This window comes from Alteromonas sp. KUL150, from assembly GCF_009811475.1.
Classification (GTDB): domain Bacteria; phylum Pseudomonadota; class Gammaproteobacteria; order Enterobacterales; family Alteromonadaceae; genus Alteromonas; species Alteromonas gracilis.
Window position 1 is genome coordinate 38,005 of record NZ_BLIJ01000044.1, and the last position, 26,666, is coordinate 64,670.

A 26,666-nucleotide genomic window follows, 5' to 3' on the forward strand; every position below is an offset into this window, starting at 1 on the left:
GGCAGGCTTTGTTCTTCTTTACTACTGTACCTTTTCAATCGCATACAATTCTTCATCAATCATCTGTAGACGAGTAGCTACAACGGCTCTCGCATCAAAGACCCCTTTGTTGTAAAACGATGCACCTATTTCTTTACCAATGAAATCAAGAAGAAATTCGCCATCAAATTGACCGAGATCCACCCCCAATTCACTATCAAAATATCGTTGCAACTTGGCGACTAATGCTTCTTTTTCCTCTCGCGTAAACTCAATATCACTCATAATCACTCCTCGACATTATTTCTAAACTTGACCGTCCTTTGCTATTACTCAAAGCTTGGCGTTCGGTAAACATATGCGACCCAAGCAATGTCAACGTTAACATGACAATCATTATAACTTTAGATCTTTAGGCCAAAAATTTCGTTTTGGTACAGGTTTCGCATTACTTCTTCCACATCAGTATTTTTAATTTTCAACATTAATTAAAAATTGTTTTAAATACCGGGCCTAAATGCGCTCGAACCGAAAGCGTCGCTGCTCTAGGATCCATGAGTAACATGATTGACTAAGTTGAAGATGCAGGGCTTTTAAGTAACTTGAGAGGTGAACAATGAAAATTTTACCCATTCTAGGTATTGCAGCCGCTATATCGTTAAATAGCTTACCCGCTACCGCTAATCCAACCAACCCGCATGAGGGTAACTCACTACCACCAGGTATAGAAAAAAAATATGAGCGGACAGGAGAACTCCCCCCAGGTTGGGAAAAAAAGTTAGATGTTGGCAAACGTCTAGACCGTGATATTTACGGCCATGCTCGCGTTGTTGTGCCATTAGATAACGACGGCTTAATTACCGTTCGTATTGAAAACAAAGTGGTAAGACTTATTCAAGCCACAAGAGAAATAGTTGAAATCTTAGATTAACATTGATGATGTTTTAGCAAGGGCGCCGCATCGTGCGCCCGATAGTTCATTTTTACTTATTATTTACTATCAACATTAGAAAATTGACTTAGCCCTCCTCCCAAGTAATATCGACTGCTATCAAAGCTCTTTTTAGTTTCTCGAATTTGCTTTAATACTTTGAGCACAACATGCGATGAAGCAATAAGTCTGCTACAAATAAAATGCTTTCACCGTCAAACCAATGTTGTCAATGCTAAGACCTAAAAGCCCCTATGGGACTTTATAAAATCTTAAAAACGAAATAATAATCAGGAATAGATAATGGCAGCTAACGCACTGTTTAAACCTTATTCACAAGGTAATCTTTCACTAACTAATCGTATTGTAATGGCGCCGATGACGCGTCAATTTTCTCCCAACGGCATTCCAACGGCTGACGTTGCAGCGTACTACAAACGTCGGGCACAAGGTGGAACAGGCCTTATTATTACTGAAGGAACAACGGTTAACGATAAAGTCGCAACGATGGATAAAAACATCCCTCAATTTCATGGAGAAGAAGCGCTGACAGGTTGGAAACATGTAGTTGATGAAGTGCATAGCGCGGGTGGAAAAATAATGCCTCAATTGTGGCATGTTGGTATGGCTCGTGTTGCAGAAAAAGCGCCCTACCCTGAACTTCCAAGTGCAGGGCCTTCTGGTCTCTTCAAGCCAGGTAAGCAAGGCGCCGAGCCTATGACTGTTGAGCATATTGAATCTGTAATTGCAGCATTCGCTCAGGCTGCTTCCGACGCAAAAGCCATTGGCATGGACGGAATAGAAATACACGGTGCTCATGGTTATCTTGTTGACCAATTTTTCTGGGAAGGCACGAACCAACGCACTGACAGTTGGGGTGGCAGCATGGAAAACCGTGGCCGTTTTGCTGTTGAGATTATCAAAGCTATTCGAAGCGCAACTTCGCCCGACTTCCCTATCGTACTTCGTTATTCACAATGGAAACAACAAGACTACACCGCGCGTCTAGCACAATCACCCCAAGAATTAGAAAAATTTTTGACTCCATTGAGTGAGGCTGGCGTCGATATATTCCATTGTTCTCAGCGACGCTATTGGGAAAATGAATTTGAAGGTAGCGAGTTAAATCTTGCGGGTTGGACGAAAAAGCTAACTGGAAAACCTACGATAACCGTTGGATCGGTGGGACTGAATGATGATTTCTTCGGTGCCTTCAAAGGTCAAGGCTCAGATACTCGTTCCGTTGACGATCTGCTTGAACGTCTAAACGCTGAGGAATTTGATTTAGTTGCTGTGGGTAGAGCGCTGCTTCAAGACCCTAATTGGGCGAATAAGATAAAAGAAAACCGAACAGAAGCGCTTGAAACATATTCGGGTCAATCGCTTGCAACGCTCTCTTAAACGCTCTGGCAAGTTTATGACTAGCGCAACGCCTGTTGCGCTAATGTGCTATAAGAAAAGACTCGAAATCCGCCTCGGATAGTGGTCGAGCAATCAGATAACCTTGCGCGTAATCACACCCCATACGCTTTAAGATGTCATACTGCTCCTGTGTTTCCACACCTTCTGCAACCACACTAATTCCAAGCTTTTTAGCTAGCACGATGATGGCCTCGCACAGTACTTTATCGTTGCTCACGTCCGTCATAGACTTTACAAAGCTTTTGTCTATTTTGATGTAATCGGTAGGGAATTTCTTAAGATAGGAAATAGACGAGAAGCCTGTACCAAAGTCATCAAGTGCGATATCGACACCAGCCTGCCTAAATTCAAACAGCTTTTTAGACACCATATCATTCGCTTCCATTAGCAAGTTTTCCGTAACCTCTAAAAGAATGGAGCGCGCTGATATGCCTCTATCCAACAGTAAATTCAGCCACTCAGTGATATTCGACTCTGCGTTAAAATATTGGCTCGGTGATGTATTAATACTTATTTGTAGTTCGCTACAAAAGCGCGACTTCCAATGCTTGATATTCCTGCACACTTCATCGAAAACCCAATTACTAATTTCAATAATAAGTCCCGACTCTTCGGCAAGTGGAATGAATTCGTCTGGCGGGATCCTGCCTTTTTCTGGATGCTGCCATCTTAGCAATGCCTCAGCTTTCACAACCTTTTTACTGTCAAAGTTACAGATAGGTTGATACTCAATAAACAACTCCTTGTTCTTTACGGCGTAACGCAGGTCATTGAGTAAGGTGATCCTTTTAATAGCCGCCGTCTGCATTTCATGAGTGTAATACTGATAACTATTTTTTCCTTTACCCTTGGCGCCATACATTGCCTGATCAGCATTCTTCAATAGGTTAGTTACATCACGACCATCATCAGGATAGATAGTAATTCCTAAACTTGCGCTAGAGTGAACTCTTTGAAGGTCCAACATATATGGTTTGGCAATAGCATCCAGTATCTTTTGAACGACAGCTTCGACGGAGCTCAATCCAGAAATACCGTTGAGTATAATAATGAACTCATCGCCACCTAGCCGAGATACAGTATCTTTTGCTCGCAACGCCTTTTTTATACGTTCTGCGCACTCGACCAGTAATTTATCACCAAGATCGTGACCAAGTGCGTCATTAATATCTTTAAAGTTGTCCAAATCTAGAAAAATTACTGCGACTTTCTCTTCATCACGGTCAGCCGAAACCATGGCAAGTTGCAGGTGATCTAGCATTAAATTACGATTAGGTAGGCCAGTTAACACATCGAAATTAGCCTGCTTCCAGATAAGCGCTTTGGCCAACTCTCTTTCCACAGCAATACTTGCGATATGTGCAAACTGCCCAATTAAAATGATCTCTTCGGACGACGGAACGGCTTTTTCTTTATGATAGATAGCGAACGTTCCGATAACTTGACCTTTAGAGTCTTGAATGGGTTGTGACCAACATGAGCCTACACCAGCTTTTTCTGCCAGACCCTTCCATGCAGCCCAAAAGGGATGCGTGCTGATATCTTCTACAATAGTCAGTGTGTTGGTTGCTGCGGCATTTCCACAGGAACCAACACCAACACCTATCTCAACGCCATTAATAGCTTCGTTATAAAAATCAGGCAGTGACGGCGCAGCCCCTTTTTTAAGCTTGCCATCCTCTAACAATAATATACTGCATATCTGTTCTGAAAATTCAGTTTCAATGGCATACACAATGTCGTTGAGCACAACTTGTAAAGACACTGCATTAACTACTTTTTCGAGTATGGCACTTCTTACACGCGTTATTTTTTGCGTGCGAGCAAGACGACGCTGATACTCTTCCAACTGATTAGACAATTCAGTAACCTGTTGCCGCTGAAGCTCTGATTCGACGAGTTTGCCTAAATTGCCTAATTGTTCAATGCTTGTTTCATCAAACTGTTTTGCTTCGGTATCAAAAACACACAATGCTCCAACGGGTTGGCCTTCTGCCATGAGTTGGACCCCAGCATAAAAACGAATATGTGGGCAGCCAGTTACGTAAGGGTGATTTCTAAAACGTTTGTCATTGCAGGTATCAGTAACGACCAGCACTTCATTTTGTGCGATAGTGTGAGCGCAAAATGAAAGTTCACGGGCGCTTTCACCCAAGTCAAGATTAACTGAAGACTTAATCCACTGCCTTTCGGCGTCAATAAAGGTAATTGTCGCGAAATGACATCCAAAGATGCTTGACGCTAATCGGGTTAATCGATCAAAGCGTTCTTCCGGCAGGGTGTCGAGTAACCCCAGTCGTTCTACCGCTTTAACTCTTTCATCATCGTTTAAAATGGGTGGGGGTAATTGCAAAACTTACTCCTTCGCAAAGGGAACGCCCGCCGTCAATGTTTAGCGTTTATACCCATGGGTATTATCCTATGTTCATGTCGGAGAGTATTCTCTATTCGATACTCTTAAACGCCGGAACAGAAAAGTACTTATATATCAGAATTTGAACAATTAAATTTTTCACGTTTATTAAGAAAAATCGTATTCACTAGAGTATCACTCAAAAACGCTTCAAGTATTGCCCATTAGTATAATGGCTTTTTAATATACAACCAGAAAAAGGAAATGTTAAACGCCTAATGATAGCGAGACGTGTTATCACTATTTTCTAATTACGAGCGAAATGCCGCCTAGCGTAATGATAGAAGCGATCAATATTTGCATTGTCAACGCCTCGCCTAAGACTATCCATCCCATAATCGAAGCGAGTACGGGAACACTCAACTGCACCGTGGCCGCGGTTGTCGATTTAACGAGCGGCAAAGCGCTATACCAAATTGCATAGCCGCACCCTGATGCAAAAATGCCCGAAGTAAGCGCATAATAAATTCCGACTTTATCTTGCGTAAACCCACCCAAATTTAGGTACGAAACAACCAGTATAGGAATACAAAACAAAGCAGCATAAATAAAGTTGCCCGACGTAGACATTAGTGCAGACGCACTTCTTTTACCTAACAGAGAATATACTCCCCACGCAACACCTGCGGTCGTCATTATAATACCTGACATTAAAGATGGCGCCGAAGCTCCCGGAAGAAGTAGGATGATCAACCCCGCAAACGCTAACACAAAACCAAGCCACTGCAGCTTCTCAAATCGTTCTCCCTTGAACAGGCCCACTGATATCATCGTTAGCTGGACAGCACCGAACAGTAACAAGGCCCCAGTGCCGGTTGACATAGAAATATATGCGTATGAGAAACATATTGCATAAACAAACAGGGAGACACCACCAAGCACACTAGCATTGCTGTTTAGGTCATGCCAAAATTTTATTGGTGTCTCAACGTTGCTCTTTCGGCTTTGTGATATTAACGAGAGAACGACTAAAGCTATGGCACCGCTCATTAAACGCAATATAGTAAAGCTGGCAGGGTCTATCGACGTATTGGCAAGTGCCATTCGACACAACAGTGAATTGGCCGCAAATGCAACCATAGCCAAAGTTACTAATGAAAAAGTCTTAAACACAGATTCATTCCTTAATACGCTCTCATTTTTCTTTATCTACAATAGCTTATTTAGATATAGCGATGGAAGCAGGTTGTTTAACGTCACGTCTGTGTGCCTTCAAATTACTAGGGAGATGCTAAATCGTTATGTCCGTACTCTTTGTTGTGCCACCACGATATAGAACCATTGTACCTGCGGTAACACGCAGCGATTACGAACATTTTAACTCTCGCTGAGTGCGTAATGACCTATGCGGACGGGTATAACTTATTCGCAAATCCGGAATAAAAAAGAGGACCTTTTGGTCCTCTTTTTGAAAATTAACTGAAGAAGTGGTTCCAGTTATAGCGATAAGCCTAAACGTTCTGCCACTTCTATGTAGGTCTCAACAACAGACCCTAAGCCTTGTCTGAATCTGTCTTTGTCCATCTTCTTACGGGTATCTTTATCCCACAGTCGACAACCATCTGGCGTAAATTCATCACCTAAAACGATGTTGCCATCTTTATCAACGCCAAACTCTAGTTTGTAGTCCACAAGTAACATACCCGCTTCATCAAACAGCGCTTTTAGCACGCTGTTCACTTTGAACGTTAATGCTTTCATCTCAGCAATTTGAGACTCTGTGGCCCAGCCAAACGATAAAATATGGTAATCATTAACCATAGGGTCGTGCAGCGCATCGTTTTTAAGGAAAAACTCGAAAATAGGTGGATTCAGTTCTTTGCCTTCCTCAACACCTAGTCGGCGAACCAATGAACCTGCAGACAAGTTTCTCACCACACACTCAACGGGGATCATGTCGAGCTTTTTAACTAAAGACTCAGTATCAGACACCAGTGCTTCAACTTGCGTTGCAATACCAGCCTCTTCAAGCTTCGTCATAATAAAGTGATTAAACTTATTATTCACTTCACCCTTGCGATCTAACTGCTCAATTTTTTCACCGTCAAACGCCGAAGTGTCGTTTCTAAAGTGAAGGATCAATTTATCGCTATCATCAGTGTAATAAACAGTTTTTGCTTTACCGCGGTAAAGCTCGTCGCGTTTTTCCATTCTCAGTCTCAGTTATATATCAAGATTATCTTCTGACATGACCTCAGCAAAGGCGCTGTAAAGGTCGGAAACCTGATTTGCTTCAAACGGCACGCTTTCATTATTCATGAAAGTCACTGATGTGCGATTTGCACCCGCTTTTGCAACTTTCAAACGATAATCGCCCTTCTTAAGGAGTTGATCATCGCCTGAGAATAAACCATCCCACCAGCTACCTTGATCTCCATTATAGGTGACAAAGAGCAGGCCGTTAGATTTATCTAAATCTTTTACATCAAAACCAAGTTTGCGCAGCACAAGCAACATTCTAGGCCACGCTACGTCATATTGCGCTTCAACAATGTAAGTGGCGTCGCCGTCGTCATTGAAGCCCATCTCGGTTTGAATACCTTGACGTATACGCGCAATGCGTCGAGTTTCAGCCAATTGAATTTGGTACTCGTAATGACCAATCACTTGATTAAGCACCTCGACTTCTTCTCGTCGCTCTTCCATAGAGGATACTTCAGCAATGACGTCGCCATTCAAGGTTTGCATGTAATCTTTAAGATCTACCGTAAGCGCAGCACTTCGTCCATGTGGTTTGACGTCTAGTTTAAACTCGAAACGCTCACCTATTTCACTTTCTTCATCAGTGAAACTGTACCAGGGCCCATCGATTTCTTTTTTAATCACTATCCAGTCAGTAACCAGCACTTTTTCTTCAGGGCTGAATTTATCAACACCAATACCCTGCTCATCCAAGAAGCTTAATAGCGAATTCCAAATAGCTTGGCTTAACGGCTGACTGTCATCGACTTGGTCAAACCAAATCGTGGCTGAACTTTTACCTTCTTCAACATGTGAGCCAGTCACAAGGGGCAAAACTAAAGCTGGCGAGCGTACCATCAGTGACTTCCCAACAAAATCAGCATCAGCGTTCTCGCCTAATGCAGGTACTTCGAATTCCCGTGAGAATGTAGGCTTTTCTAGATCAGAAGGTACTTCTAACGACTTCTCTTCTTTCGTTTTTAAATATTCGTAGCTGCCCGACGCGGTCTTTCTATCTATTTGGCTTGAACAACCTGCAAGTGCAACCATCGCTACTGAACTTGCTATAGCCAGCGTTCTTTTCATCTGTGTTCCTTATTAACCAGAAATCAATGCGTATTTTTTTAGTAGTTCTTCGATACGTTTTTGGCTTGATAGTTCCGGTAAAACCATTGGTAAGCGCATAACAGCACTTTCCATCATGCCCATTTTATATAACGCCCACTTAGGCATTACTGGATTTGGCTCTATAAATAGTTCGCTGTGTAGCAACTTGATTGTTTCATCAATGTCGCGACACTTGTCAAAATCTTTAGCAAGCGCTGCTTCACACATTTGCGCAATGGCCTTGGGTACAATATTCGCCGTCACTGATATAACGCCGTGACCACCTTCACGCATAAATTCGCAGCTGGTGCCGTCGTCGCCGCTTAACAACACAAAATTATCCGGTACAAGAGGCTGCGTTGCTTTAAGACGTTCAATACTGCCAGTTGCGTCTTTCAAGCCAACAATATTCGAATGCGCAGATAATGTGGCAACGGTTTCAGGCAACATATCTGCTACTGTGCGGCCGGGCACATTGTACAAAATAACGGGTAAATCACTGGCGTCTGCAATCGCATTGAAGTGAGCAACCATACCGGCCTGCTGAGGCTTGTTGTAATAAGGTACCACGCTTAAAAAGCCGTCAATACCTGTTGAACCAAGCTGTTCCGTGAGGAATATTGCTTCTGCAGTAGAGTTTGCACCGCTACCAGCGATAACAGGTATTGCACCTGACGCAATAGCAACGGTTTCCTTGACTACATTTATATGCTCATCAAAAGGTAACGTTGCCGACTCACCAGTAGTACCAACTGACACTATACCGTGAGTACCCTGCTCTACATGAAACTTCACAAGTTTCTCTAAAGACTTGTAATCAATGTCGCCGTTTTCGAGCATCGGCGTGACGAGTGCTACGTAACTACCAGTAAACATAATCTCTCCGCAAAATGTGAGCGCACATGGTAAATATGTCAGTGCTTAAACACAAGTAATAGCGCATGTAAAATGACAAGAATTTGACAATATCTTATTCAAAGGCAACAAAAATGCACTGACTTCTAAAAAAACTCTGTGCTAACATCCCGTCATTGTTACCATTGAAGTGAAGTAGATGTCGAAACACCAACTTATCGTCACCATTCTGGGTACAGACAATACGGGCATATTAAGTGAAATTGCTACGACAGTATCAGAAGCGCAGTGCAATATTCTTGATAGTCGACAAGCCATATATGGCAAAGAGTTCTCTTTGACCATGATTATTGAAGGGACACAAAGCGCAATTACCAAGGCGGAGTGTTTTCTTCCAGCTCTGTTCCAGCGACTTAATTTGCTATCGATGATGAAGCGAACAAGTCACCATGAAAAACAGAACTTAGCCCATCTTTTTAACGTTGAATTTAGTGGTGAAGATGCTGCGGGTCTTATTAAGTCTGTAACTGGCTTTTTTGCAGAACGATACGCCATGATAAGCGCATTTCGGCAGCGCACTTTTAAGGATAAAGTAACCGGTAAGGACAATATGCGATGTAAATTCGTGGTCTCTCTCCCTTCCGATGAAAACGTGGACAGTTTAGAAACTGATCTAATGGCCCTGTTTGCTTCGTTAAACGTGACGGGCAAAGTAGTAGACAAACAGAAAAAGGATCCCAATGAAAACGTTACAAGCTGGTGATGTTGCGCCGCAATTCTCATTGCAGAACCAAGATGATCAAACCGTTTCCCTTAGCGATTTTAAGGGCAAAAAAGTATTAGTGTATTTTTACCCTAAAGCCATGACGCCAGGATGCACCGTTCAGGCACAGGGTTTACGAGATGTAAACCAAGAACTCCAAGATAAAAATGTGGTTGTTCTTGGGATTAGTCCTGATGCAGTTAAACGTCTCCCAAAGTTTATCGAGAAAGAAAACCTGAATTTTACGCTGCTTTCTGACGAAGACCACGCCGTTGCAGACGCGTTTGGCGTATGGGGCCCTAAAAAATTCATGGGCAAAGAATATGATGGCATTCACCGTCTAACATTCTTGATTGATGAAAATGGCGTTGTGGAACACGTATTTAATAAATTTAAAACAAAAGACCACCACACCGTGGTTTTAGATTACTTAAATAGCTAAGACCACTTGGCACGATATTCAAAAAAGCCTCGGGCGTTTAAAACGCCCGAGGCTTTTTTATTTGTCATCACATTGTCATCATCACAATCTTCATGGCATTTGAAGCAACTTTGACAACGTTATCCAGCTTGTTCAGGTATGACAACTGGATTACTCGACCAAGCCGTTATCACAGCCTTAACCAGCGTGGCCAATGGAATAGCGAAAAACACGCCCCAAAAACCCCACAAACCACCGAACACTAATACCGCGACAATAATATAAAGGGGATGCAAACTTACTGCTTCGGAGAAAAGCAGCGGCACCAATAGGTTGCCGTCTAATGCCTGAATAATGCCGTAAGCTATCATTAAATACCAAAACTCTGGGGATATTCCCCATTGAAACATCGCTACCACCGCCACGGGGATGGTTACCACAGCCGCGCCGATGTAGGGAATAAGTACAGAAAAGCCAACCAACACACCAAGTAGTATTGCATAGCGCAGATCCATCAACACAAACGTGACGCAACTTACTGCACCGACAATAATGATCTCAATGACTTTACCGCGAATATAGTTAGCAATTTGCGCGTTCATTTCGTGACCAACTTGGGTGATTAGCCGGCGCTCTTTTGGTAGCAAACGAGATATGCTCTCTAAGAAGAAAAGCTTATCTTTCAACATGAAAAATACCATTAAAGGCACGAGTACCATGTATACAAGCAGCGCAGCAAAGTTGGCAATGTTACTAAACGATGCGGAAATAAGGGTTTCGCCCACTTCAACAAGCTTTTCGTTAAGCCCTTCCATCATTTGATGTATTTGATATACCTGCACATAGTCAGGATATTTTTCAGGTAGCGTTAATATCCACTCTTGGGCCTTTTGCCAAATAAGTGGAGTCTCTTGGATAAGATTAACGCTTTGTTTTGATATGATGGGCACTAAACCGATAAGCGTAAAAATGGTGATGGTAATAAAACCTAACATCACGATCCCGCAAGCAACGGTTCTTCCCACGCCAATATTTACCAGTCTGCAAACCGGCCAATCTAGTAAATAGGCAATCACTGCCGCTACCAGCACCGGCATGATTAATCCGCCCCATAACAGCAAGACGGCCGTAGTTAAGAGAATAAGAATAAGCAGCATCGCTGCATCAGGATCGGAAAATTTGCGTCGGTACCAACGACCAAAAACGCTAATCATATAAACGCCCAGAAATTACTAAGAATAGGACACGCATCATAGTTGATAGCACTAGCAGTTAGCAATAAGGAGAACTTAAGAATCTTTGAAAATCAAACTGGTATGATGATTTCATCGTATGTAATGTTGGGTATTAAGCTGTTTTTAAGTAAATATTGTTAAAAGAAACAGAGTTTGCTTCAAATAACATAGTATAAGCGAGACAACTTCGGCATTATGTCTATCCAAGATGAATGTATGTTAGAAAAAAATAAAATTTGAAACTGTTTAGCAACTTAGCGCTCTAAGCGTTATGCAGTATTAACCGTGTACAATGATTGTAGGTTCATGAGAAAAAAGTTTTCAGCATCTTTGTTTGCCCTTTCCTTCATGCTCACTTCGAGCTTAACGGCTGTTGCACAAGATGCCAAATACAGCAATAAAAACGCGCTTCCTGAAATTGGCGTTGTTGCCTCAGATGCCATATCACTCGATAAAGAGATGATTGTGGGCGACGCCGTTATGCGTCAAATGCGCGGACAAAGTCCTGTTATATCAGACCCTGTGTTGGACGAATACTTGCAGGATTTAGGAAACCGTTTAGTTGTTCATGCCGACAATGCTAAATTTCCCTTTGAATTTTTTTGGGTGAACAATGATGCGATTAATGCCTTCGCATTTTTTGGCGGACACATTGGCGTTCATACCGGGTTGATGCGGCGAGCAGAAAATGAAAGTGAATTAGCCTCCGTGCTAGCGCACGAAATTTCGCACGTTACTCAAAGACACATTGCCCGGCGGATGCAGGCGCAGCAGCGTTCATCACCGCTGGCGTTGGCGTCACTTATTGGTGGTGTGCTTATTGCCATGGCTAATCCAGAAGCAGGTATTGCAGCAATGCAGGCCGGCTCTGCAGCATCTGCTCAGCTACAAATTGATTATACCCGAACCAATGAGCAAGAAGCCGACCGGATTGGTATCTCCATGCTAGCTAGAGCAGGCTTTGACCCTACTGCTGCCGCGTCATTCTTTTCTACCATGGCCGAAGAGTACCGGATGGTCTCACGACCACCTGCGCGCCTTCTTACGCACCCATTAACGGAAACGCGTATTGCTGATGCAAGAAGTAGAGCTGGAGACTACCCGCGCAGATATCTCCCTATCAATAAGCAATTTGAGTTGGCCAAAGCACGTATCAAAGCCCGTTATTCATTCAAAGCCGATTACGCGGTTGAATATTTTGAAGCCGCAGTGCAACAAAACGTTCAGCGCAGTAAAGAAGCATCACTTTATGGGCTGGCACTGGCCTACATGCGCGAAGAACAAACCGAGAAAGCCAAAAATATAATGGACGAGCTTATTGCAGGTGATAGCAATAACCTTTTCTATCTTGACGCTTTGACCGACATTTATATTTCGCTCGGTGAACCGCTTAAAGCTGTCGAATTGCTGAGCCCACACGTTACACATAACCCTCGAAATCAAGTATTGGCACTTAATCAAGCGAATGCATATATCAGTGCACAAAAGTACGACGATGCAATTTCCTTGCTTAAAGACTTTTTACTTGTGAAGAAAGATTATCAAATTGCGCATCAACTAATGAGTGAAGCGTATCAGAAGTCTAAGCGCTTTTCTCAAATGCATCAGAGCAAAGCTGAAGTCTATGCCCTCTACGGCGCCTATAACCGTGCAGTAGATGAGTTACAGTATGCCTATAACTTTGCTGGCGAAGACCATTTAGAAAAGCAACGAATAAGGGCACGAATAAAGCAGTTTAGAGACCAGGAAGAAAGGCTAGAAAGGCTTTAGCGCCTTTCCCTTGTTAATTAGCGCCTTTGAGTATTTCGAGGCGCTGTTTTAAGTTATCAGCGGTTAACTCTCCCATAATGGTATCAATTACCTTCCCGTCTGGCCCAATGATAAATGTGGCTGGCAAGTAAGGTGGCTTTTTCATCGGCAGTTTCGTGTTTTGTGAACTGACGATGACAGGAATGGTAATATTAAACTCCTTTGTCATTTCAGCCAGTTCGCTTGCAGATTTGGGGTCGTAATTAATCGCAAAAAGTTGCGTTTTTTCTGGCAACGATGAATTGAAAATCGCTAATTCGGGCATTTCACGAAGGCATGGTGCGCACCATGGGGCGAAATAATTTACGACTATCCACTGCCCTTCTAACCCTTTCCAGCGGTATGTTTTTCCATCTAAAGTTTCAAAATCGTGCTGAAGGTATTGATAGGTAAATAAACCGGCGAGAGCTGCACTCGCTATTAATAACGTAAAGACGAAGAGTTTGGCTTTCGCAACAGTGGATTGGGTGTCTGATACACTCATATTAGGTTCTTATTCGTTTAATAGCGCTACCTGTAAATATAGTGCCAGATTCCGTTTTTTATCTCTATTCTAATTTAAACCAACCAACGCGCGTTGATAACTCACCTCCCCCTATTTCCGTTTGTAGAAAGTTGCACGCTCTATGCCACTTAACGGTAAACTGCTTGATATTCTTCGGCAAAAACGCAATAGTTCGCGCCAATTCAAAGGATCACTCAAATAGGAGCATCTATGACGGCCATTACGATTATCCATAACCCGCGCTGCTCAAAGAGCAGACAAACCCTTTCTCTTTTGCAAGAGCAAGGCATCTCGCCCGTTATCGTTGAGTATTTAAAGCGCCCTCTCTCAGTTCAAGAACTAAAAGATATATTTAAAAAACTTAACGTTGAATCGGTCAGAGAGATGATGCGTACAAAAGAAAACGAATATAAAGACGCCAATTTAGGTGACAGCACAGTAAATGACGATGCGTTATTCGAGGCAATGCCATCGACACCAAAGTTAATAGAACGTCCAATCGTTGTTAACGGTGATAGTGCGCGAATTGGCCGTCCACCCGAATCAGTCTTGGAAATACTATAGTGCATCCTATACTCGTTCTTTATTACAGCCGCCATGGCAGCACCAAGCGACTGGCCGATGCCATCGCACAAGGTGTTTCTTCTGAGGATATGCCGGTTATTGTGCGCACAGTGAAGCGTATTCACGACGTACAGGATGAGGACACCGAGGCGAATGCGTCAGATTTGGTTCCAGAAGTCACGCTTCAAGAACTTGAACAGTGTAGTGGCCTGGCGTTAGGTAGTCCTACACGTTTTGGCAATATGGCTGCGCCAGTGAAACACTTTTTAGATTCGACCAGCAGTCAATGGTTAAAAGGTTCGCTTATAAATAAGCCTGCATGTGTATTTACTTCTTCTTCATCCATGCATGGCGGCCAGGAATCTACGCTTCTTTCAATGATGATCCCGCTTATGCATCATGGCATGGTGATTTGCGGCTTGCCGTACAGCGAGCCGGAATTGCACAGCACAACAACGGGCGGTTCGCCCTATGGCGCAACGCATGTGGCACATTCAGGGCAAAAAACACCTGAAAGGCTCAGCGCAGATGAAAAGGCATTATGCCTTGCGCAGGGCAAGCGTCTGGCCATGCTGGCGAAAAAACTCGAGCAGAAAACCTAATAGCGAAATTTTAAAGACAATTTGAAACACAATTTCATCGGAGAATTAACATGGCATCAGATACGCGTTTTTTTCGCTATCTAGCACTCATCAGTCACACTGGGCTTATTGTTTGGATAACATTATGGCAATTTACGTTTACTAAAATGCATACGTACTCGCCCCTATTTATTGCCCTATTTTATATTTTGCCTTTATTGTTACCTTATTGGGGCGTATTGAAGGGTAAGCCATATACACATGCGTGGGCTAACTTCGTCGTTCTTTTTTATCTTATTCACGGATGTACTGTAGCCTATGCCGTTCCTGATGAACGTTGGTATGCTGTGGTAGAAATACTGTTGTGCACGGGTATGTTCGTTGGCTGTGCCGCATTTGCAAGAAAACGTGGCAGAGAACTTGGCTTAGGTATAAAAAAGCTAAAAGACGAAATGGAAGAAGAGAAAGCGCGCTTTGAGCAGGGCTCGCAGTAATACTCAGAAATAACACTCAGAAATAATGCTCAGAAATAACACTCAGAAATAATACCCAGTAATGTGCAAGTGCGGGGCCTACAGTGTTGAATTTTACGAGGGGTTAAAATGAAGTGCAAAGTACCAGTGTTAGTGTGGTGTGTAGTACCATTAACGTTACTTACCGCCTGTGGCGGCTCAGGCTCTGACAATAATGCCCCACCTTCAACGCCCACAGCGCCCTTGTCGATAAACATTTTAGGCGCTGAAAATGCGAAAGCTGGTGATTCCGTCGATTTTGCTGTGTCAGCGCCAGCGGGTGCAGAGATAAGCAGCATAGAATGGCAAGTGACAGGCCTCTCACAACAACCGCTCAACGCGCATACACAAACTATTGGTTTCGACGCACTTTCTGCCGGTAGTTACGACATTACGGTTAACGCTGAGCTTGTAAATGGCTCTCGGTTGACTGACAGTATCACGCTACAGGTCGCCGAAAATAACGCACCACTGGCAGCTTTACGCCTCGGGCATGAAGCCTCTGAGGGCGGTCGCGTTTCCTTGCGTGTAGATACAGTAAACGCAGGTAACTTAGCGATCACTGCCATTGAATGGCGTCAGAAGTCCGGACCATCAGTGAGTCAATTTACCTTTGATGATGGCGATTACTCTCACTCAATTTATTTTCAAGCGCCTAACGTCAATAGCGATAGCGTAATAGAAATAGAAAGTACCGTTATGTTGTCTAATGGCGAGGCGCTTACGGACACAGCGCAAGTACTTGTAAAAAATATTGATATCAACAATAACGGATTTTTTGTAGACGACGAAACAGGTCTTCCCGAAACCGTTAGCGCCCACATGATGCCCTATCGCACGAACAGCCCCTACGCCGACGCGCTAAAAGCGTGTGTTTACAATAATCAGGTGGCAAATAGCTGCTCGTTTTCAAGCTTACCACTGATCGGACAGGTGACTGAAAGCCCAACCATAGACGATATTTTAGATAGAACGTATGTTTCTCACCCTTGGATGGGTGATGCTTTCAAAGACTTTTTGGAAACTTCAGCCACCCAAGAAGATATGCTGAAGCTTTTTCGAGCAACAACGGCCGTGGTTATCTCATACGATATTCGCCCCTCGTTTTATTGGGTGGCTACGGGCGCTATTTATCTGGACGGGAATAATTTTTGGCGAACCCCACAAGAACGGGATACGTTGAATACGCGCCCAGACTATAGGAGTGGTTTCGGCAACGAACTCGACTTTACTACAACGTGGCGCTACGTGAAAAATGGCGAATATTATTTTCCAATTATCAGCACATCAAATGTAGCCCAACGGCAGCCTAGAAACGGAGCTGATGTTGAGGCGGCGCTGAGCTACCTTTTGTATCATGAACTCACGCACGCCAACGACTTTTTTGACTATACCGAGTGGCAACAATTAAATGATAGCGCAAGCCCGCTTTCGTCTTATGACGACCGCTCCCCAATTTCAACAGGGTTGACGTCTGCTCTGCCTCTTACTTCTTCTCAACTACACGCACTGGCGGACGTAAGGTTCGGCGGCGCTACAGCATCTAATGCGCAGCGTAATTACACTGCACAACAAGTTGCCAATTGGTTTGAGGACGATGGTGCGGTAGATTTCTATGCTTATTTCACCGAACGCGAAGACCTTGCTATGCTCTTTGAACGCTTTATGATGCTTTACCGCTTGAGCGCCGAAGCAGACGTTGGCGTATTTACACGGGATACGCTGGATGATGGCACTTTTGTACCGACCTGGGCGCAGCGCAATCGCATAAGTGATGATAATGTCACCATGCGCCTCGACTACGTAGCAAGTAGGTTGTTGCCTGATTTGGACGTTCCTACCATTCAGGCTTCATTGCCTGCTCCTTTCATGCTCCCTACCAACATTACTTGGCGTGACTCTGCATCTAGTGTGAACCCAGATGAACAAGTAGCTGGTGTTAGCGTATTTATTGATGCTGCCGAACCAATAGTTGACGTAGACGAAGATAATACCATGACGGTTAGTGAAGAATTCAAAACTACATCACGATTTAACGACAGAAATGGGCATCGGTAAGGTATTGTTTATTGAACGAGTTTGTTGCGTTTCAGTTGGTTGATGAAAGTGTCGGTAATATAGCCTTTAAAGAGTCACTGTTCACCGAGATCCAATTCTCGCTTAACCATAGCAACTGAAAGCCGCTTTTGTTCTTGCAATGAACGGGTATCTAATCGTGCCAGTAACGACATCAAGCTTTTTAAATCGCGTTCACTGTGATGTAAAAGAAACTGTCGCGCTTGTTTAGAAAGTTTCAAGCCGCGTTCTTCCGCACGAAGGCGAACCGCTTCTTCTCGCCCTGCATCATCAAGTCGATTTACATGATATATCACACCCCAAGCAAGACGGGACCGCAGATCGGGAAGTATAAACGCAGGGTTGGACGGGCCTAGGTGGCTAGTACATATAACCAATGCACGCTTGGTTTCGACAACCCTGTTTAGCAAGTCAAATAGTGCTTCTTCCCACACCATATCACCGGAAATTGCGTGAATATTATCGAGCGCAATAAGTGAGAGGTTTTCAAGCCCCTCAAAAATGTCGTGTGACCATGACTGGTAATCATTTAAATTGAGATAGAGGTGACTTACTGCTTTATCGGCCAATTGATGACACGTGGCGAACAGCAAATGACTTTTACCAGTAGCACTGCTTCCTAATAGAGTGAGCAAGGGTAACTGCAGTGACGATAATGGCCCTAACTCGTAAGACTCCCGCCAATATGGAAGCCCAGCAGCGATCTGCTCAAGTATCGAAACCACTTCTTCATTGCCCGTATTAACGAAACTATCGAAGTTCTCGTCAACGGGTAGCGTTACAGGCAAAGGCAGTTGCATGCTAAATTAGTTACTCCAATAGAAACTGTGCCCTTCAACGGTTTGTCCGTACGCATCAGTAACAGGACGAAGTTTACTCTCAAGTTTTATACTGTTGAGTAAATCGTCATAGGTGCCAATTAGTGTCAATGAATAAGTGGCCACAGTGCCTGATTGCTCAATTAACGATGCGTTTTCGATAACGCTTAAACTGTTGAGATAATCAGTTGCGGAGGCATAGCTGCTTATTGATCCAATGTTAGCGATTGATACATTTACCACTTCACGCTCTGACGCCTCAATGCCAACGATGGCATAAAGAGAAGAGAGGTAATTTGAGTAAGCATCAATGAGTTGACTACCTAATGCTTCGGGAGAATCCCCATAAATACTGCCGTAACTGACCTTGCCTCCGCCTATGAACACCCAATCAAGTGCGTATTCACCTTCGCTAGCACGTTTCGCATAATCAGCAAATTCATCCATGGTAAATGGAAGGGTTGTGTTGCTGCTGGTATCAATCAGTGAAGGCGTCACGCTATCCGACTGCTTGCTTGGAGTGTTTTCTTGTAACGTGTTGTACTGAGTGGCATGCTGATCTTGCATGGGGTTTATTTCGCTACTAAATCCGTCTTGCCCGCCTGCTGAAGGCTCCGAAGTACCTGCTGAAGGCTCAGAAGATTCAGTCCCCTGCTCATCGCTTTGTGTTTCATCAAGAAGCACATCATCTAGTGATTCAACAGTTCCCGATGGCACAACATTTTCAGGCAGGTCTGGAATTGCACTGGCGTCATTGCGATATACGCGAGCCCCTATGATGTTATCTACGCTGTAACGAGCGGACGCCTTGCGCAATGGACCGGCGAAACGCCCCCATACGTCATAAGAAGAAATATTCACACTGTCGGTGAGATCCATTAGCGGTAAACTAAGGGGAACGCCTCGCTCTTTTGCCGTTTGTTTAAGGGCACGCTGTAGTTCAGTGTCTAGTGACTCATCTAAAATGACTCTGGCGTCGTTATCGTCTTCTTTGGCCAGCCACACAATAGTCTCTGGACGCCTGTCCCCCCATAGTGGAAGCATTTCTCTTTGAAGTAATTCGTTAAGCTTAGGTTGGTCAAATTCGGCGACGTAGTAAGTTTTGCCGTTCTCGAAAGAAAAACGGTAAGAGCGAAGCAAAGACTGAGGTGACGTTAGCACAGCACGAACGCCGGCATTTTCTAATACACCTGTACTTCCAGACATTTTCACGAGTACTTGCTGTAATGCCTTTTTCTGGGCAGCTTGTTGAGTTCGCTGAGATTGGTCTTCCACCTGAATCTGCGCTTCGTTTACCACAATACGCTGAGAAGCCAGTGCAGGGCTTGTATAGCTCAGCAGTGCAATCAATGAAAGACCTAAAATACATTTAGAGCGTTGTCTCTTTTTGTTGGTCCCACTGATATTGCGTTTTACTGCCGTTAACATTGACACTCCATACTCTCTCAAATCAAATCCTTACCTAGCTAACCCGCCATTAATCGACTATACCGCTGCGCGATAAAACGATTTAACTGCCGCACTGCATGCCCCTACCTTTGAGGCGAAACATTTTATAAAGCAAGATGTTCACCAAAAGTAGCGTTCTATTGTCTTTTATATTGCATTTAATTTCATCCATAAAATAAAAAAGATCAAAAAGCACATAAAATAGCCGTCACAAATTGGACTTGTGCCGACTTGCTGGTAGAATCCGCGGTTTTCTACCTCTTAGTTTCAGGGCCCAACCGTGAGCGAAAATAAAACCTCTTTAAGTTACAAAGATGCAGGCGTAGATATCGATGCAGGTAATCAACTTGTTGAACGCATTAAATCTGTTACCAAAAAAACCCATAGACCAGAAGTAAAAGGTAATTTGGGCGGCTTTGGTGCTTTGTGCGAACTGCCTACTAAATATAAGAAGCCGCTACTTGTTTCGGGTACAGATGGCGTGGGTACAAAACTAAGAGTTGCAATGGATGCAAACCGTCACGACGGCGTAGGTATAGACTTAGTGGCTATGTGTGTAAACGACCTGATCGTACAAGGTGCAGAGCCTCTGTTTTTCCTTGACTACTACGCCACTGGTAAGCTCGATGTGGATGTTGCAGCGTCTGTGGTAACAGGTATTGGAGCAGGCTGTGAGCAAGCAGGTTGCGCGCTAATTGGTGGTGAAACCGCAGAAATGCCGGGCATGTATCACGACGGCGACTATGACATTGCCGGTTTTTGCGTCGGTGTCGTTGAAGCCGACAACGTGATTGACGGAACCAATGTCAAACCTGGTCAAAAACTGATTGCTCTTGGTTCATCGGGTCCGCACTCAAACGGCTATTCATTAGTAAGAAAAATTATTGAAGTAAGCGGCGCAGACGTTAACGCAGATTTAAGCGGCAAGCCAATTATTGATCACTTATTAGCGCCAACACGCATTTATGTTAAGTCAGTATTAGCGTTACTTGAAAAAGTAAAGGTAAGTGCTATTTCACACATTACTGGCGGTGGTTTTTGGGAAAATATCCCTCGCGTGCTACCTGAAGATGCGAAAGTGGTTATTGATGAAAGCACGTGGACATGGCCTGAAATTTTCTCTTGGTTACAGGAAAACGGAAACGTTACGCGTCATGAAATGTATCGCACCTTTAACTGTGGCGTGGGCCTAGTTATCGTTGTTGACGAGACAGATACAGACCAAGCATTGGATATTCTGAAGCAGCACGGTGAAAATGCGTGGGTTATTGGCGATATCGCAGCTAAAGACGGCGATGAGCAAGTAGAGATCAACGCGTGAGTAATTCTGTAACCAAACTATGTGTGCTTATTTCTGGAAACGGAAGTAATTTACAAGCAATTATTGACGAGATAACAGCTGGGCGTCTCAACGCCCAAATAAGTGGTGTTATCAGCAACAGACCGAATGCTTACGGGTTAGAGCGTGCTAAAGAAGCTGGGATCGAAGCGATATGCTTAGATCACACTACTTTCGACTCCAGAGAGTCTTACGACGAAGCACTCAAAGCCCAAATTAATGCTTTTGGTGCCGACTGCGTAGTGCTTGCAGGCTTCATGCGTATATTAACGCCAGAGTTTGTAGACAGCTTCACTGGAAAATTAGTGAACATTCATCCATCTTTGTTGCCGAAGTACAAAGGATTGAATACGCATCAGCGAGCTATTGACAATGGCGACGAAGAACACGGTGTAAGCGTGCACTTTGTTACGCCAGAACTTGATGGTGGTCCAGTTATCATTCAAAGTCGCGTACCGGTGTTTGAAGAAGACACCGCCAGCGATTTGGCTGAGCGTGTTCAGGAACAAGAACGCCGCATCTATCCGCTTGTGCTATCTTGGTTTAGTGCCGGTCGACTTTCGATGCGAAACAATAAGGCAGTTTTAGATGAGCAAGAACTTCCAGAATCTGGTTATGCAAACGACTAAACCTCTCGGGCTGAGTTTTCTTTTGGCTATATCGCTGAATGTAGCCGCCTCCCAGACAGACAGTACTGCACAATTACCACTACAGCCCTACAAAGCGACTTATACCGCTTATAAGTGGGGAGACGATGTCGGTGAAGCAAATATAGAGCTTTCTGAATTAGGCAATCAGCAATATTCGCTTATTTATACGTCTAAAGTGTCTAAATTCTTTTTGTCGGACAAGCGCAGTGAACATTCTATTTTCACTATAGATGACAACACGGTTGTTCCCTCAGAGTACTACTATAATCGCTCAGGCACTGGTCCGGATAAAGAATTGAAAGTAACGTTTAGCCATCAGGGCGAAGGTAAAATTTCAGTCGAAAACGGCGACACGTTTGAGTGGAACGGCGAGTTCGATAACCAGATTTACCGAATCGACCTCGCTAAACGCTTAGCGCAAGGTGAAACATCGCTAGACTATAATTTTGTGAACTATCGTGGCGAGCTAAGACACTACGGCGTTCAGGTTGTGGACGAAGAAGTGCTGTCTTTACCGTATGGCAAAATAGAAACAGTGAAGGTTAAACTTATTCGAGAATCGAAAACGAGAGAAACGTTTGCATGGTTTGCACCATCACTGAACTACACGCTTGTTAGACTGCAACAGTTTAAAGAAGGTGACGAACAAGGCGATATTAAACTCAGATCGTTCGAAATGCAGTAACCTGACTTGATGAGTGGCGCTTGCTGCCCTCGAACCTTCGTCGCCTTTTTACATTCAATACAAAAATGCGCCGCTACTTCCCAGTCGGCGCTTTTTTTTCGCTCAAGCCATTTCACCAAAATAGTGATGTGGTCCTACAACAATAATTCATATAGTTAAAAGAATTTATAACTATACTTAGTTAAGGTCCTCGGTTAAAGCCTACTATTTATCACGTTGTTAATAGAATATTCATGTAAAAATCTTGATCTTTGCACTTTTAAATAATAGGTTTACAGCATGCTGGTCTGACCTCGATATTTGCTAAGAAAAAACGGCGATTGGTAGAGTGATTAAAATGACTAGCGTAACGTTCAACGCCTTTCAGGAGTGAAGTATGGCAGATTTTATATGGTTTTTACTGGTTGTTCTGACACTAGCGGTTGCTAGCTATCAGCGCACCAGTTTGGTAACGGCAGTTGCCATGGGCGCAGGTGTTATGATTTTAGGCACCCTTTTCGGTGACATAGGCCTGCTTGGTTGGGTAGTGTTTCTTGCTTTAACGCTGCCATTCACACTTGTAAATATCAGACAGCAGCACATCTCTAAGAAGCTGCTTGCCTTCTACCGCAAAGTTATGCCAGAAATGTCTAGCACAGAGCAAGAGGCTATCGACGCTGGTACCGTATGGTGGGACGGCGATATCTTCAGCGGTAAACCAGACTGGGACAAATTACATCGTATCCCCAAAGGTCGACTGTCTGCCGAAGAACAAGCTTTTCTAGACGGTCCATGTGACGAAGTTTGCTCCATGGTTGACGAGTGGCAAATTAACCATAAAGACCAGGATCTTCCTCCTGAAATTTGGCAGTTCTTGAAAGAACACAAGTTTTTCGCCATGATCATCAAAAAAGAGTACGGCGGTCTTGAGTTTTCAGCGTACGCACAATCACGTGTATTACAAAAACTTGCAGGCGTAAGCGCGGTACTTTCTAGTACTGTTGGTGTTCCAAACTCTTTAGGGCCTGGCGAACTTCTTCAGCACTACGGAACAAAAGAACAGCAAGACCATTATCTTCCGCGTCTTGCAGCTGGTGAAGAAATTCCTTGTTTCGCATTGACTGGGCCTGAAGCAGGCTCGGATGCTGGCGCAATACCTGATGTTGGTGTTGTGTGTAAAGGTGAATGGGATGGTGAAGAAGTGTTGGGCATGCGCTTAACATTCAGTAAGCGTTACATTACCCTTGCACCTGTAGCTACGGTCATTGGCCTTGCGTTCAAACTTCAAGACCCTGATGGTCTATTAGGTGACGATAAAGAGCCAGGCATTACTTGTGCACTTATTCCAAGAGACACAAAAGGTCTAGAAATTGGCCGTCGTCACTTCCCTCTTAATACCCCTTTCCAAAATGGTCCAATCAAGGGCGAAGAAATCTTCGTACCTATCGACTTCATTATTGGTGGCCCTAAAATGGCAGGGCGCGGTTGGCGCATGCTTATGGAATGTTTGTCTGTTGGTCGTTGCATTACACTTCCATCTTCGGCAGCGGGTGGCGCGAAATCAGTATCGCTTGCTACTGGTGCCTATGCGCGCATTCGCCGTCAATTCCGTATGCCTGTAGGCCATATGGAAGGTGTTGAAGAAATGCTTGCCCGTATTGGTGGTAATGCTTACCTGATGGATGGTGTAACGCGCTTTTCAACTGTGGGTGTTGATCTTGGCGAGAAACCTTCTGTTATCTCAGCAATCTGTAAGTACCACTTAACCGAGAAAATGCGTCAAGTCATCAACGACTCGATGGATGTCCACGGTGGAAAAGGCGTAATGCTTGGGCCAAATAACTACCTTGGCCGCGGTTATCAGGGAGTCCCTATTTCTATTACGGTTGAGGGTGCAAACATTCTAACCCGTAATATGATGATATTCGGTCAAGGCGCAATGCGCTGCCACCCTTTCGTGCTTAAAGAAATTCAGGCTGCGTCTATTGAAGATAAAAAAGAGGCGCTGCAAGCGTTTGACAAAGCCGTATTTGGCCATATTGGCTTTGCTGTAGCTAACACAGTTCGCAGTATCTGGTTCTCATTAACTAATGGCGCATTTAGCAGTGCACCTTTTACCGATGAAACAGCTCGTTATTACAAGCTGCTTCAAGGCTACAGCGCTAACTTAGCACTGTTAACTGATGTTTCGATGGGCGTACTTGGGGGCGATTTAAAGCGTCGTGAGCGATTGTCAGCACGTTTAGGTGACATCCTAAGTGGTCTTTACATGGGCAGCACAACGCTTAAGCGTTTCGACGAAGATGGTCGTTTGAAAGAAGATTTGCCACTTCTTCATTGGGCAATGCAAACCACATTGCATGACATTGAGACGGCAATTGACGATTTCTTAGCGAACTTCCCAAATCGTGCTATTGCTGCGGCAATGCGTGTGATGGTTATCCCGTTTGGTCGTCGTATTGGCAAGCCTTCTGATAAAACAGAGCACGCCATTGCTCAAATGCTTCAAACACCGTCAACAGCGCGTAGTCGTTTAGGCTATGGTCAGTACCTAAGCCGTGAAGATGGAAGCTTATTCGGCGACCTAGAACAGACGCTTGACGATGTATTGGCGAGTGAACCTATCTTTGAGCGCATCTGCAAGCACAAGAAAGCTAAACTTCCATTTACTCGTTTAGACGTGCTAGCTGACGAAGCACTTGCAGAAGAAGTTATTAACGAAGATGAAGCGGCTCTGCTGCGTAAAACAGAAGCTGGCAGACTTCGCACCATCAACGTTGATGATTTTGACCATGAAGAGTTAGTCGCGAAAATAAACTCTTCAACTGCTGCTAAGAAGCGAGGTGGAAAAGCTGCTTAGTTTAACGCTTAAGACCAAAGGCCGCATTAGCGGCCTTTTTCGTCGTAAAGAAATGTCCTTGGCAATTTTCGCCAGTTTAATATCCACTTCTACTTTTTCTAACGAAACGACCTGTGGCGATAAAGAACAGGCGAAAGCACTCTCTTTGTTAATAGCTAACGACCCACGACAACAACGTAAAGTATTGCTCTGCAACCCTACCCTTGTAGCACTAGCGGAAGAAAAAGCTAAAGATATGGCAGAAAGAGGCTTGGTATCTCACTTTCTTGGAGGAAGCCCAAACACTCGTATCCGCAATGCGGGTCTAACGCTGCCTGAATACTATGGTGATGCAATGAGCAATCAGGTAGAGGCACTAGCGGGTGGTTATATTACGGCGGATGAAGTCTGGTACGCGTTGAAAACCTCGACGTCTCACCGACAGCATTTGTTGGGGGAGTTGCCCTTTTATGAAGAGCAAGACCAAATTGGGATCGGGTTTTATAAAGATTACTCAACGCCCCACGTGGAATATTGGGCAATTTACTTAACTAAATTAGCCGATGAAGTAGATAATCGTGATACCCCCTATGGTTCAGAGCCATCTACGGTCTTGATAAAGCGTGAGAAGAAGTTTGAAAACGTGCCTGACAAAGGTTTAGGTATTGTAACTGAGGGTGGGGAAATTATTCTTCAAACAAAAAAACCGGGTCAATAACCCGGTTTTTTTATTACGCGACGTTTGGTTTAGCTTAGCTGAAGTTTGTCCATGAGCAGCACTGCCTGTGTACGCGTGTTGATTTCTAACTTGCGTAATATTGCACTGATGTGCGCTTTTATCGTTGCTTCTGTAACATTCATTTCATGAGCAATTTGCTTATTCATAAGCCCTGCTCGCAAATAAGAAAGCACCTGAATTTGCTTAGGTGTTAGTTCGCGGAAGCGCTGAAGCAGCAATTTAAGCTCGTCATCAACCTTTTCCAACTGTTCTTCCATGCCTTGTGGAAGCCATCTTTTACCGCCGATCATATCAACGATGGCTTGAGCAATTTCGCGGGTTTCAGACACTTTCGGAATAAAACCTTGAGCACCCAAACTCATTACTTGTGCAACTACCTCAACGGTGTCGCTTCCTGAGATAACCCCAACTGGAATGGACGGATATTGCTCACGGAGCGTAATGAGACCGTTGAAATATTCGCCGCCAGGCATATTTAAGTCGAGAAGCACTAATTCTATGCCATCGAACTCCTTAAGCTTTGACACTGCATCATCTAAGCTTCCGGCTTGAATTATTTGCGCATTCTCAAAGTAAGGCTCCAATGCGCCGCTCAGTGCCTCGCGAAACAATGGATGATCATCTGCTACTAGAATTCTCGTCATTGGCGTTACTACTTCCTTATTTTCATTATGCTCATAGATTAATACTTTAGAATAGTAACGAAAAGCCCTAATCTACAAAAAGACGTAATTTATGACTAATTTAGTGTTTTTCATTGGCATTTGCGCGTCAAACGGTAAAATTGCGCCTCAAATTAGGCAAGTGAAGACAA

25 protein-coding genes are annotated in these 26,666 nt (G+C 44.0%); 14 read left to right on the forward strand and 11 right to left on the reverse strand.

All coding sequences use genetic code 11. The annotated features are described in order from the left end of the window. Positions 1 to 21 precede the first annotated feature (21 nt). Positions 22 to 264 (reverse strand): DUF2164 domain-containing protein, encoded by a 243-nt coding sequence (locus tag GVO62_RS10380; protein ID WP_120959140.1) that lies wholly within the window; start codon positions 262 to 264, stop codon positions 22 to 24. A 331-nt stretch (positions 265 to 595) separates the two neighbouring features. On the opposite strand from GVO62_RS10380, the gene GVO62_RS10385 reads away from it, so the two are divergent. After that, positions 596 to 910 (forward strand): hypothetical protein, encoded by a 315-nt coding sequence (locus GVO62_RS10385; RefSeq protein ID WP_159119121.1) that lies wholly within the window; start codon positions 596 to 598, stop codon positions 908 to 910. Between the two features lie 303 nt (positions 911 to 1,213). Beyond that, positions 1,214 to 2,311, forward strand: coding sequence for an NADH:flavin oxidoreductase (locus tag GVO62_RS10390; RefSeq protein WP_159119123.1), 1,098 nt, complete (start codon positions 1,214 to 1,216; stop codon positions 2,309 to 2,311). A 40-nt stretch (positions 2,312 to 2,351) separates the two neighbouring features. On the opposite strand, the gene GVO62_RS10395 is transcribed toward GVO62_RS10390, so the two are convergent. The 5 genes from GVO62_RS10395 to dapA all read right to left on the reverse strand — a co-directional run bounded on the left by GVO62_RS10395 (position 2,352) and on the right by dapA (position 8,909). Next, complete coding sequence (locus tag GVO62_RS10395; protein ID WP_159119125.1) at positions 2,352 to 4,685, reverse strand: sensor domain-containing phosphodiesterase; 2,334 nt, start codon at positions 4,683 to 4,685, stop codon at positions 2,352 to 2,354. Positions 4,686 to 4,985: 300 nt separating this feature from the next. Next, the gene (locus GVO62_RS10400; RefSeq protein WP_159119127.1) at positions 4,986 to 5,858 is read right to left on the reverse strand and encodes a DMT family transporter; all 873 of its coding nucleotides are present in this window, start codon (positions 5,856 to 5,858) and stop codon (positions 4,986 to 4,988) included. A 324-nt stretch (positions 5,859 to 6,182) separates the two neighbouring features. Further along, positions 6,183 to 6,896: a phosphoribosylaminoimidazolesuccinocarboxamide synthase gene (gene purC / locus GVO62_RS10405; RefSeq protein WP_159119129.1), complete on the reverse strand. Its 714-nt coding sequence runs from the start codon at positions 6,894 to 6,896 to the stop codon at positions 6,183 to 6,185. Positions 6,897 to 6,908: 12 nt separating this feature from the next. Then, positions 6,909 to 8,012: an outer membrane protein assembly factor BamC gene (gene bamC, locus GVO62_RS10410; protein WP_159119131.1), complete on the reverse strand. Its 1,104-nt coding sequence runs from the start codon at positions 8,010 to 8,012 to the stop codon at positions 6,909 to 6,911. Between the two features lie 12 nt (positions 8,013 to 8,024). Then, positions 8,025 to 8,909, reverse strand: a complete 885-nt coding sequence (gene dapA / locus GVO62_RS10415; RefSeq protein WP_159119133.1) for a 4-hydroxy-tetrahydrodipicolinate synthase — start codon at positions 8,907 to 8,909, stop codon at positions 8,025 to 8,027. A 178-nt stretch (positions 8,910 to 9,087) separates the two neighbouring features. Here dapA and GVO62_RS10420 point away from each other — a divergent pair, with 178 nt between their 5' ends. Together GVO62_RS10420 and bcp are read left to right on the forward strand one after the other, a co-directional pair. Next, positions 9,088 to 9,651, forward strand: coding sequence for a glycine cleavage system protein R (locus tag GVO62_RS10420; protein WP_159119135.1), 564 nt, complete (start codon positions 9,088 to 9,090; stop codon positions 9,649 to 9,651). Continuing rightward, positions 9,629 to 10,093 carry a thioredoxin-dependent thiol peroxidase gene (bcp, locus tag GVO62_RS10425; protein ID WP_159119137.1) on the forward strand — a complete coding sequence of 155 codons (465 nt, stop codon included), beginning with the start codon at positions 9,629 to 9,631 and terminating at the stop codon, positions 10,091 to 10,093. Before GVO62_RS10420 ends, bcp begins: the two co-directional genes overlap by 23 nt. A 119-nt stretch (positions 10,094 to 10,212) precedes the next feature. On the opposite strand, the gene GVO62_RS10430 is transcribed toward bcp, so the two are convergent. Then, positions 10,213 to 11,286 (reverse strand): AI-2E family transporter, encoded by a 1,074-nt coding sequence (locus GVO62_RS10430; RefSeq protein WP_159119139.1) that lies wholly within the window; start codon positions 11,284 to 11,286, stop codon positions 10,213 to 10,215. Positions 11,287 to 11,613: 327 nt separating this feature from the next. Here GVO62_RS10430 and GVO62_RS10435 point away from each other — a divergent pair, with 327 nt between their 5' ends. Then, a complete protein-coding gene (locus GVO62_RS10435) occupies positions 11,614 to 13,077 on the forward strand; it encodes a M48 family metalloprotease (RefSeq protein ID WP_105931409.1) in 1,464 nt (487 codons plus the stop codon). A 13-nt stretch (positions 13,078 to 13,090) separates the two neighbouring features. Here GVO62_RS10435 and GVO62_RS10440 read toward each other — a convergent pair whose 3' ends face one another. Beyond that, a complete protein-coding gene (locus GVO62_RS10440) occupies positions 13,091 to 13,600 on the reverse strand; it encodes a TlpA family protein disulfide reductase (RefSeq protein WP_159119141.1) in 510 nt (169 codons plus the stop codon). Positions 13,601 to 13,831: 231 nt separating this feature from the next. Between GVO62_RS10440 and arsC the strand changes: the two genes are divergently transcribed. The 4 genes from arsC (at position 13,832) to GVO62_RS10460 (ending at position 17,336) form a co-directional block, all read left to right on the forward strand. Continuing rightward, positions 13,832 to 14,185, forward strand: coding sequence for an arsenate reductase (glutaredoxin) (gene arsC, locus GVO62_RS10445; protein WP_159119142.1), 354 nt, complete (start codon positions 13,832 to 13,834; stop codon positions 14,183 to 14,185). Next, on the forward strand, positions 14,185 to 14,787 hold the full coding sequence (gene wrbA, locus GVO62_RS10450; protein WP_159119144.1) for an NAD(P)H:quinone oxidoreductase: 603 nt from the start codon (positions 14,185 to 14,187) through the stop codon (positions 14,785 to 14,787). Before arsC ends, wrbA begins: the two co-directional genes overlap by 1 nt. A gap of 50 nt (positions 14,788 to 14,837) precedes the next feature. Further along, positions 14,838 to 15,260, forward strand: a complete 423-nt coding sequence (locus tag GVO62_RS10455; protein WP_120959129.1) for a DUF2069 domain-containing protein — start codon at positions 14,838 to 14,840, stop codon at positions 15,258 to 15,260. Between the two features lie 108 nt (positions 15,261 to 15,368). Then, complete coding sequence (locus tag GVO62_RS10460; protein WP_236547124.1) at positions 15,369 to 17,336, forward strand: hypothetical protein; 1,968 nt, start codon at positions 15,369 to 15,371, stop codon at positions 17,334 to 17,336. A gap of 74 nt (positions 17,337 to 17,410) precedes the next feature. On the opposite strand, the gene hda is transcribed toward GVO62_RS10460, so the two are convergent. Further along, positions 17,411 to 18,154 (reverse strand): DnaA regulatory inactivator Hda, encoded by a 744-nt coding sequence (gene hda, locus GVO62_RS10465; protein WP_159119146.1) that lies wholly within the window; start codon positions 18,152 to 18,154, stop codon positions 17,411 to 17,413. Positions 18,155 to 18,160: 6 nt separating this feature from the next. Further along, complete coding sequence (locus GVO62_RS10470; RefSeq protein ID WP_159119148.1) at positions 18,161 to 19,600, reverse strand: DUF2066 domain-containing protein; 1,440 nt, start codon at positions 19,598 to 19,600, stop codon at positions 18,161 to 18,163. 301 nt (positions 19,601 to 19,901) lie between these two features. Between GVO62_RS10470 and purM the strand changes: the two genes are divergently transcribed. The 5 genes from purM (at position 19,902) to GVO62_RS10495 (ending at position 25,831) form a co-directional block, all read left to right on the forward strand. Next, positions 19,902 to 20,942, forward strand: a complete 1,041-nt coding sequence (purM, locus tag GVO62_RS10475) for a phosphoribosylformylglycinamidine cyclo-ligase (RefSeq protein WP_159119150.1) — start codon at positions 19,902 to 19,904, stop codon at positions 20,940 to 20,942. Continuing rightward, positions 20,939 to 21,589 carry a phosphoribosylglycinamide formyltransferase gene (purN, locus tag GVO62_RS10480; protein ID WP_159119153.1) on the forward strand — a complete coding sequence of 217 codons (651 nt, stop codon included), beginning with the start codon at positions 20,939 to 20,941 and terminating at the stop codon, positions 21,587 to 21,589. The genes purM and purN overlap by 4 nt, the downstream gene beginning before the upstream one ends. Then, the gene (locus tag GVO62_RS10485) at positions 21,549 to 22,295 is read left to right on the forward strand and encodes a DUF3108 domain-containing protein (RefSeq protein WP_236547125.1); all 747 of its coding nucleotides are present in this window, start codon (positions 21,549 to 21,551) and stop codon (positions 22,293 to 22,295) included. Before purN ends, GVO62_RS10485 begins: the two co-directional genes overlap by 41 nt. 376 nt (positions 22,296 to 22,671) lie before the next feature. Continuing rightward, entirely contained in the window at positions 22,672 to 25,134 is a 2,463-nt protein-coding gene (gene fadE / locus GVO62_RS10490) for an acyl-CoA dehydrogenase FadE (RefSeq protein ID WP_159119155.1), read from the forward strand. Then, the gene (locus GVO62_RS10495; protein WP_159119157.1) at positions 25,118 to 25,831 is read left to right on the forward strand and encodes a CAP domain-containing protein; all 714 of its coding nucleotides are present in this window, start codon (positions 25,118 to 25,120) and stop codon (positions 25,829 to 25,831) included. Before fadE ends, GVO62_RS10495 begins: the two co-directional genes overlap by 17 nt. Before the next feature lie 29 nt (positions 25,832 to 25,860). Here the strand turns inward: GVO62_RS10495 and GVO62_RS10500 are convergent, their stop codons facing one another. Next, positions 25,861 to 26,496 carry a response regulator transcription factor gene (locus tag GVO62_RS10500; protein WP_159119159.1) on the reverse strand — a complete coding sequence of 212 codons (636 nt, stop codon included), beginning with the start codon at positions 26,494 to 26,496 and terminating at the stop codon, positions 25,861 to 25,863. Positions 26,497 to 26,666: the final 170 nt, after the last annotated feature.

What these genes read in the sequence shown, in the direction of transcription:
- GVO62_RS10380 (WP_120959140.1), bottom strand. Translation starts at nt 264, where the DNA reads ATGAGTGATATTGAGTTTACGCGAGAGGAAAAAGAAGCATTAGTCGCC.
- GVO62_RS10385 (WP_159119121.1), top strand. Translation starts at nt 596, where the DNA reads ATGAAAATTTTACCCATTCTAGGTATTGCAGCCGCTATATCGTTAAAT.
- GVO62_RS10390 (WP_159119123.1), top strand. Translation starts at nt 1,214, where the DNA reads ATGGCAGCTAACGCACTGTTTAAACCTTATTCACAAGGTAATCTTTCA.
- purC (WP_159119129.1), bottom strand. Translation starts at nt 6,896, where the DNA reads ATGGAAAAACGCGACGAGCTTTACCGCGGTAAAGCAAAAACTGTTTAT.
- bamC (WP_159119131.1), bottom strand. Translation starts at nt 8,012, where the DNA reads ATGAAAAGAACGCTGGCTATAGCAAGTTCAGTAGCGATGGTTGCACTT.
- dapA (WP_159119133.1), bottom strand. Translation starts at nt 8,909, where the DNA reads ATGTTTACTGGTAGTTACGTAGCACTCGTCACGCCGATGCTCGAAAAC.
- GVO62_RS10420 (WP_159119135.1), top strand. Translation starts at nt 9,088, where the DNA reads ATGTCGAAACACCAACTTATCGTCACCATTCTGGGTACAGACAATACG.
- bcp (WP_159119137.1), top strand. Translation starts at nt 9,629, where the DNA reads ATGAAAACGTTACAAGCTGGTGATGTTGCGCCGCAATTCTCATTGCAG.
- GVO62_RS10430 (WP_159119139.1), bottom strand. Translation starts at nt 11,286, where the DNA reads ATGATTAGCGTTTTTGGTCGTTGGTACCGACGCAAATTTTCCGATCCT.
- GVO62_RS10435 (WP_105931409.1), top strand. Translation starts at nt 11,614, where the DNA reads ATGAGAAAAAAGTTTTCAGCATCTTTGTTTGCCCTTTCCTTCATGCTC.
- GVO62_RS10440 (WP_159119141.1), bottom strand. Translation starts at nt 13,600, where the DNA reads ATGAGTGTATCAGACACCCAATCCACTGTTGCGAAAGCCAAACTCTTC.
- arsC (WP_159119142.1), top strand. Translation starts at nt 13,832, where the DNA reads ATGACGGCCATTACGATTATCCATAACCCGCGCTGCTCAAAGAGCAGA.
- GVO62_RS10455 (WP_120959129.1), top strand. Translation starts at nt 14,838, where the DNA reads ATGGCATCAGATACGCGTTTTTTTCGCTATCTAGCACTCATCAGTCAC.
- GVO62_RS10460 (WP_236547124.1), top strand. Translation starts at nt 15,369, where the DNA reads ATGAAGTGCAAAGTACCAGTGTTAGTGTGGTGTGTAGTACCATTAACG.
- hda (WP_159119146.1), bottom strand. Translation starts at nt 18,154, where the DNA reads ATGCAACTGCCTTTGCCTGTAACGCTACCCGTTGACGAGAACTTCGAT.
- GVO62_RS10470 (WP_159119148.1), bottom strand. Translation starts at nt 19,600, where the DNA reads ATGTTAACGGCAGTAAAACGCAATATCAGTGGGACCAACAAAAAGAGA.
- GVO62_RS10485 (WP_236547125.1), top strand. Translation starts at nt 21,549, where the DNA reads ATGAGCAAGAACTTCCAGAATCTGGTTATGCAAACGACTAAACCTCTC.
- fadE (WP_159119155.1), top strand. Translation starts at nt 22,672, where the DNA reads ATGGCAGATTTTATATGGTTTTTACTGGTTGTTCTGACACTAGCGGTT.
- GVO62_RS10500 (WP_159119159.1), bottom strand. Translation starts at nt 26,496, where the DNA reads ATGACGAGAATTCTAGTAGCAGATGATCATCCATTGTTTCGCGAGGCA.